Annotated in this window: 6 protein-coding genes; all 6 read left to right on the forward strand. The window is 74.5% G+C overall.

Going from position 1 to position 6,375, the window contains the following annotated elements; all coding sequences use genetic code 11:
* The first annotated feature begins 86 nt into the window (after positions 1 to 86).
* Positions 87 to 890 carry a class I SAM-dependent methyltransferase gene (locus tag ACZ7HQ_RS12675; RefSeq protein ID WP_470987821.1) on the forward strand — a complete coding sequence of 268 codons (804 nt, stop codon included), beginning with the start codon at positions 87 to 89 and terminating at the stop codon, positions 888 to 890.
* A 944-nt stretch (positions 891 to 1,834) separates the two neighbouring features.
* Complete coding sequence (locus ACZ7HQ_RS12680) at positions 1,835 to 2,728, forward strand: STAS domain-containing protein (RefSeq protein WP_470987824.1); 894 nt, start codon at positions 1,835 to 1,837, stop codon at positions 2,726 to 2,728.
* The gene (locus ACZ7HQ_RS12685; RefSeq protein WP_470987826.1) at positions 2,725 to 3,105 is read left to right on the forward strand and encodes an STAS domain-containing protein; all 381 of its coding nucleotides are present in this window, start codon (positions 2,725 to 2,727) and stop codon (positions 3,103 to 3,105) included. The genes ACZ7HQ_RS12680 and ACZ7HQ_RS12685 overlap by 4 nt, the downstream gene beginning before the upstream one ends.
* Positions 3,105 to 3,551: an ATP-binding protein gene (locus ACZ7HQ_RS12690; protein WP_470988916.1), complete on the forward strand. Its 447-nt coding sequence runs from the start codon at positions 3,105 to 3,107 to the stop codon at positions 3,549 to 3,551. The genes ACZ7HQ_RS12685 and ACZ7HQ_RS12690 overlap by 1 nt, the downstream gene beginning before the upstream one ends.
* The gene (locus tag ACZ7HQ_RS12695; RefSeq protein ID WP_470987829.1) at positions 3,548 to 4,615 is read left to right on the forward strand and encodes a SpoIIE family protein phosphatase; all 1,068 of its coding nucleotides are present in this window, start codon (positions 3,548 to 3,550) and stop codon (positions 4,613 to 4,615) included. Before ACZ7HQ_RS12690 ends, ACZ7HQ_RS12695 begins: the two co-directional genes overlap by 4 nt.
* Positions 4,599 to 6,275: a PP2C family protein-serine/threonine phosphatase gene (locus tag ACZ7HQ_RS12700; RefSeq protein ID WP_470987831.1), complete on the forward strand. Its 1,677-nt coding sequence runs from the start codon at positions 4,599 to 4,601 to the stop codon at positions 6,273 to 6,275. Before ACZ7HQ_RS12695 ends, ACZ7HQ_RS12700 begins: the two co-directional genes overlap by 17 nt.
* The last annotated feature ends 100 nt before the right edge of the window (positions 6,276 to 6,375 follow it).

A 6,375-nucleotide genomic window follows, 5' to 3' on the forward strand; every position in this document is an offset into this window, starting at 1 on the left:
CGCTGCGGTGCCCTCGGGCCGCACGCGGCGACCTGGTGTTCCGCCGTCCTCGCCCCTAGGTTCTGCGCATCGGGAAAGGGGGCCGGGTGGACCGGGACATCCGTACGGTGGAGGACGTGCTGCGGCTGCTGGACGGGCTGTTCGCGCCGGAGGCCGACCGCTGGACGCAGGGCGCGGCGGCCTGGTGGGACGGCTTCTATGCGGACCGGGACAGACCGGTGCCGTTCTTCGAGGCGAAGCCTGACGAGAACCTTGTGTCCTACCTGGACCGCGGTCTGCTCGTGCCGGGCCGGGCCCTCGACCTGGGCTGTGGTCCCGGCCGTAACGCGCTGCACCTGGCGGCGCACGGTTTCCGCGTGGACGCCGTCGATCTCTCCCCCGCAGCGATCGCATGGGCCGAGGAGCGCGCCCGGGAGGCGGGGCTCGGCACCGTGGGAAGCGACGCCCGGGCCGGGGGCGCCGTGCGCTTCCTCCGCGGTGACGCCTTTTCCCTGAGCACGGGGGCCACGGCCGAGCTGTGTGGCCCGTACGACCTGGTCTACGACTCCGGCTGCTTCCACCACCTGCCACCGCACCGCCGCGTCAGCCATCTCGCGCTGCTGGAGCGGGTGCTGGCACCGGGCGGCCACTTCGTGCTCACCTGTTTCGCCGCCGGGCGGATGGGATCCGAACTTCCCGACGCGGCCTTCTACCGCGAGCCCGGTCTGCGCGGCGGCCTCGCCTACACGCCCGAGTCCCTGCGCCGGATCTTCTCCGGACTGGAGGAGATCGAACTGCGCGCCATGCGACGGCAGCCGGCGGACTCGCCGCTGTTCGGCGAGGAGTTCCTCTGGACGGCGCTGTTCCGCCGCCCCGCCCGGCCGGTCCCGTGTTGCTCCACCGGTCGTTGAGCCGCCCGTCCCGGGGTGGTCCGCACCCGTCCCAGGGGTGCACGGAGTTCCCACCTGGTCGCACGCACGGGTGACGTCGGCAACAGCCAGGAGAGTCCGGCGTGATTCGGGGTAGTCGGCCCGTCACACAGGCCCGGGGGCGTCCGCCGCCGGGCTTACACCGCTTGGCGCAACGAAGGAGCTGTGTCGACGTGCACGGGAACGAGAACGGGGTGTACCGACGGTCGGCCACCGAGGTGTCCGCCCGACGCCCCACGGCACCGGGCCCGGCGGCACGGGCGGACGCCGCCTGGCCGCGTCCGGCACCCGAACCGGCATCCCTGCCCGCCGCGTCCTTCCGCGGGCGCGGGTCAGCCGCCGCACTCGCCACGTCCGAGACGTGGGCCATGTCCTGCCCCGAACCCGCCCCCGGGTCCGCCGAAGCGCACGGTCCCGCGGCCTGCGCGCGCACCGGCCCGGCCGGGTCGTTCGCCGGGCCCTCACCCGGATCCACCCGCGGGATCTCCGGGATCTCCAGCGCCCTCCGCGCCGTCGGCGCCTCCCCGGTGTCCGGCTCCGTCGCCTCCTGGCCCAGGACGCCCGGAGCGCGTGGAGCCGCGGTGGCGCGGAACGGCTCGCGGCGATCCAGCAGGGCCGCCGGCTCGCTCTCCTTGGGGGCGCGCAGGTCGGCTCGCCGACGGGGGCGCGGTGTGGTCCCCCTTTCGCAGGCTCTGGGACGACGTCCGCCGGGGCGCTAGAAGGGTTCGTCCGGCTGCTCCGGCCGGGATTCCCTGAGCGGTCCGCCATGTATCAAGTCACCTAGGAATCAACGGAGTTGGTCATGTCGGGACGTTCCTCGGAGGGGTTTGGTCCGGCCGGAAACGGACCGTTATCGTTGCTGGACGGCAATGATCGGCCCGGGGCCCGCCGACGGGTGGCGGGTCCTGGCTGTGCGAGAGGAGAGAATGAGAGTGCCGGAGCAGGACGCGGCCGCATCGGCGCCGCAGACGGTGAGTTCCTTCCTGGAGCGGCGCCGGGAGCAGATCGCCCAGCGCTGGGCCGACGCCCCCTTGTTCCGCACGGTCTTCACCGTCTCCCGCGACGAGGCGGTGGAGGCGTGCAAGGCCGTCGTGGACGCCCTGTCCGAGGTGGCGGTGAGCGGACGCCTGGAGGACATCATGTCCCCCGGCTTCCGGCCGGTGCGCGACCAGTTGGGACGCATGACGCAGACCAGGGCCCTCACCGGTTCGACTCCGTCCCAGATCGCGGACGAGGTCGCCGGACTGCGGGTCCCCGTCGTGGAATTGCTGCGCGAGGAGTTCCCCGACCCCGCTGCCCCACGGGCCCAGGAGAGCGTGCTGGCGCTGACCCTGCTGCTCGGCACGTTGCGCCTGGTGGTGATGGAGACGGCCCTCGACGCGAACGCGGAGCTGATCGAGCGGCAGCGGCAGCAGCTGCTCGAAGTCGCCACCCCGGTCATCAAGTTGTGGGAGGGCACGGTTGCCGTCCCGCTGATCGGGACCCTGGACAGCGCCCGCAGCCAGGTCGTCATGGAGTCGCTGCTGGAGGCCATCGTCGAGCAGCGCGCCCGGTTCGCCATCCTGGACATCACCGGTGTGTCCACGGTCGACTCGCTCGTCGCACAGCATCTGATGAAGACGGTGGCCGCCGCGCGGCTGATGGGCGCCGAGTGCATCGTCTCCGGCATCCGTCCGGCCATCGCGCAGACGATCGTGCAGCTGGGCATCGACCTCGGCTCGGTGCTCACCCGTGCCTCGCTGGCCGACGCCCTCGCCTACGCACTGAGCCGGCAGGGCATCGAGGTCTCCCGCGCGGACGCGGATGCGAGCGCGCGGTGAGCCAGCCCTCTCCCGGTCGGCCGGCCCAGGTCCCGGTGCTCGCGCTGGGCGACGTCCTGCTGGTCTCGCTCCAGGGCGAGCTGCACGACGGCATGGCCGAACAGCTGCAGCAGGACATCACCAGCCGCATCGCCACCAGCCGGGTGACCGGCGTGGTGCTCGACATCTCCGGGGTGGACGTCGTCGACTCGTTCCTCGGCCGGGTGCTCGCCGAGATCGCCTCCACGGCCCGGCTGCTGGCGGCCCGTACGGTGCTGGCCGGGATGCGGCCCGCCGTGGCGATCACACTCGTCGAGCTGGGGCTCACCCTCCCCGGCCTGGTCACCGCCCTCGACGTCGACCGGGCCCTGGAACTGTTGGCTCAGAGGGGGACATGATGCAGGCGTCCGGCCAGGCTTCCGCGACCAGCCTGCCCATCGGCTCGGACGCGGATCTGGCGTGGGTGCGGCAGCAGGTGCGGCGGTGCGCGGCCCAGCTGGGTTTCGGGCTGGTCCAGCAGACCAAGCTGGTCACGGCCGCGAGCGAGCTGGCCCGCAACACGCTGGTGCACGGCGGTGGCGGCCGGGCGGAGATCACTCCGCTGGACAACGGCCGCAGCCGGGGTCTGAGGATGTGCTTCATCGACAACGGCCCGGGCATCCGCGATCTGGAGCTGGCCATGACCGACGGCTACACCACCGGAGGCGGTCTCGGCCTCGGGCTGAGCGGCGCCAAGCGGCTGGTGCACGAGTTCGCCGTGGACACCGAGCCCGGCCGGGGCACGACCGTCACGGCTGTCGCCTGGGTGGCGCAGGTTCCCTCGTCGCGTCCGGGGGTGGGATGAGCCGGGTCTGGGAGGTGCCGGTGGGTGACTCCACGCGGGTGCGGGACGCGCGGACGGCCGCCCGGGAGGCGTGCGCGCACGCGGACCTCGCCCCGCTGCGGACCGCGGCGGCCGAACTCGTCGCCACCGAGCTGGCCACCAATCTGCTCAAGCACGCGGGCGGCGGCCGCATGGTGGTCAATCTCGTGGGGCCTCCGGGCGGCGGTCCGGGTGTGTCGGTGCAGCTCTTCTCGCTCGACCACGGGCCGGGCATCGCCGATGTCCCGGCGGCGCTGCGGGACGGCTACACCACCGCCGGGGTCTCCCTCGGCGCCGGTCTGGGCAGCTGTCTGCGCAGCGCCGACGCCTTCCATCTGTACAGCGCGCCGGGCCGTGGCACGGTGGCGGCGGCCAGGATCGACCCGGAGCACGCCGGGTCCAAGACGCCCACGGCACAGGCACAGGCGCCTGCGGGCGGGATCTCCGTCTCGCTGGCCCGGGCCGAGCAGTGCGGTGACGCCTGGAGCTGGGCGCGTTCCGGCCCCCTGCTGACCCTGCTCCTCGCGGACGGGCTGGGGCACGGCCCGAAGGCGGCGCACGCGTCCACCGCCGCCGTGACGGAGCTGCGGCACGGAGCGCACCTGCCACCCGTCGACCTCCTGCGCCGACTGCACACGGCGCTGCGGCCCACCCGGGGCGCGGCGGTCGCCGTGGCCCAGCTGGACACGGAGCGGGCGGAACTCTGTTTCGCCGGGGTCGGCAACCTCGGCGCCCGGCTGTGGACCGGGGACGGCTGGACGTCCCTCGTCTCCCATCCGGGGATCGTCGGGGCGTACTTCCCGGCGCGCCTTCCCATGCGGAGGTTGCCGTGGGGCCCGGGCAGCCTGCTCGTCGTGCACAGCGACGGGCTGCCCAGCCGTTGGACACCGCCGGAGGACCCCCGGCTGCTCGCCCAGGATCCCGCGGTGCTGGCCGCTGCCGTCCTGCGCGACGCGGGCAGTCCCGCCCGCCCCGTACGTGACGACACCAGCGTGGCCGTACTGGCCCCCGACCGCCGGACCAGCATCCATGACAGCCGTCTCTGACACCTGGACCCTCGCCGGTGCCACGGACGCGGCCCGCGCCCGTGCCCTGCTGGCGCGGCTCACCGCCGACGCCGCGGTGCCCGCGCTCGACCGCGCCCGATTCCTGACCGCGCTCGGCGCCCGGCTGCGGCGCTGCCGGGACGGCGCCCGCGTGGAGCTGACCGTGACCGCTCACAACGACGGAACGCTGGATGTGGAGCTGTGCGGGCCCGACCCGTGGCAGTACACCCTTTCCTGCCCCACCCCGGTCACCGGGCCGCTGCCGAGGCCCGCCGACCTCGACGACGCGTGGCTCGCCGAGGCCGTCCTGGACGCCGACGAGGACGCGGCCGCCGTCCTCACGCACCTGGCGGAGACGGAGAAGCTGGTCCGTTTCCACCGCGAGGAGCTGCACCAGACCAACCAGGGCGTGCTCGCCCTGCACGCCGAGCTGGAGGCGGCGGCGCTGGCACAGAGGGAGCTGCTCGACGCCGAGCGGGCGGCCCGTGCGGAGGCGGAGAACGCCCGCCGGCAGCTGACCTTCCTCGCCGACGCCAGCGCCGCGCTGAACGCCTCCCTGGACCACGAGGACATCCTGCGCCGGCTGCCGCAGCTACTGGTCCCGGAGTACGCCCGGCACGTCGACGTGTGGCTCGTGGACGACGAGCGGACGCCCCCGGCCGAGCGGGCGGCGGCTTCGGTGACGGCGGCCCGCACCGGCCGGCCCCAGCACGCGGGCCCGCGCCCGGGCGGACTGCCGGGTGTGGACGACCTGCCGGCCTCGGCCCTGTCCCCGGACCGGCCGCTGCTGTGTCTGCCGCTCGGCGCGCGTGCGGTGCAGGGCGTGCTGACCCTGGCCGCGCACGGCGACCGTTTCGATCCGGACACCACGGTGATGCTGGTCGAGCTGGCCCGGCGGGCGGGCATCGCGCTGGACAACGCCCGCCAGTACCAGCAGCACCGCAACGTCGCCGAGGAGCTGCAGCGTGCCCAGCTCACCGAGCTGCCCGCAGCGCCGGGCCTCGCGCTGGCCGCGCGCTATCTGCCGGCCACGCACGGGATGAACATCGGCGGCGACTGGTACGACGCCTTCCCGCAGCCCGACGGGAGTGTGCTGGCGGTGATAGGGGACGTCACGGGGCACGGACTGCGGGCGGCGGTCATCATGGGCCAGCTGCGCACCGCCCTGCGCGCGTATGCCGTCGAGGGCAACGGGCCCGCCCGTGTCCTCACCCTGCTGCACCGGATGCTCCGCCACCAGCAGCCGGAGCTGTACGCGACCTGTGCCGTCGCCCGGTTCACGCCCGGGGACCCCTGGGTCCTGTGGGCGTCCGCCGGGCATCCGCCGGCCGTCGTGCGCGGCCCCGGGGGCGAGGTGCGGGTGCTGGAGGCCAAGCCGGGGATCATGCTGGGCGTCCCGGTGCCCTTCGAGTACGAGGAGCAGCTCGTCGAGTTGCCCGCGGGCTCGACGCTCGCGCTGTACACGGACGGCCTGGTGGAGCGGCGGTCCGCCGGGATCGACGCGGGCATCGAGCGGCTGGCGGGGGCCATGGGCGCGCTCGGCGCGGCCGAGCTGGAGGACCTGGAGTCGGCGGCCGACTCGCTGCTGAAGCCGATGCTGCACGACTCCGAACACGACGACGACATCTGCCTGTTGCTCTGCCGCACCGCCGGGACCTGACGGCCGCGGGGGGGGGGGGGGGGGGGGGGGGGGGGGGGGGGGGGGGGGGGGGGGGGGGGGGGGGGGGGGGGGAGGAGGGGGGGGGGGGGGGGGGGGGCGG

The sequence above is a fragment of the Streptomyces sp. NPDC037290 genome (genome assembly GCF_055603245.1).

Bases quoted from the DNA above. Each gene is read 5' to 3' on its own strand.
- ACZ7HQ_RS12690 (WP_470988916.1), top strand. From the start codon at position 3,105: ATGCAGGCGTCCGGCCAGGCTTCCGCGACCAGCCTGCCCATCGGCTCG.
- ACZ7HQ_RS12700 (WP_470987831.1), top strand. From the start codon at position 4,599: ATGACAGCCGTCTCTGACACCTGGACCCTCGCCGGTGCCACGGACGCG.
- ACZ7HQ_RS12680 (WP_470987824.1), top strand. From the start codon at position 1,835: ATGAGAGTGCCGGAGCAGGACGCGGCCGCATCGGCGCCGCAGACGGTG.
- ACZ7HQ_RS12695 (WP_470987829.1), top strand. From the start codon at position 3,548: ATGAGCCGGGTCTGGGAGGTGCCGGTGGGTGACTCCACGCGGGTGCGG.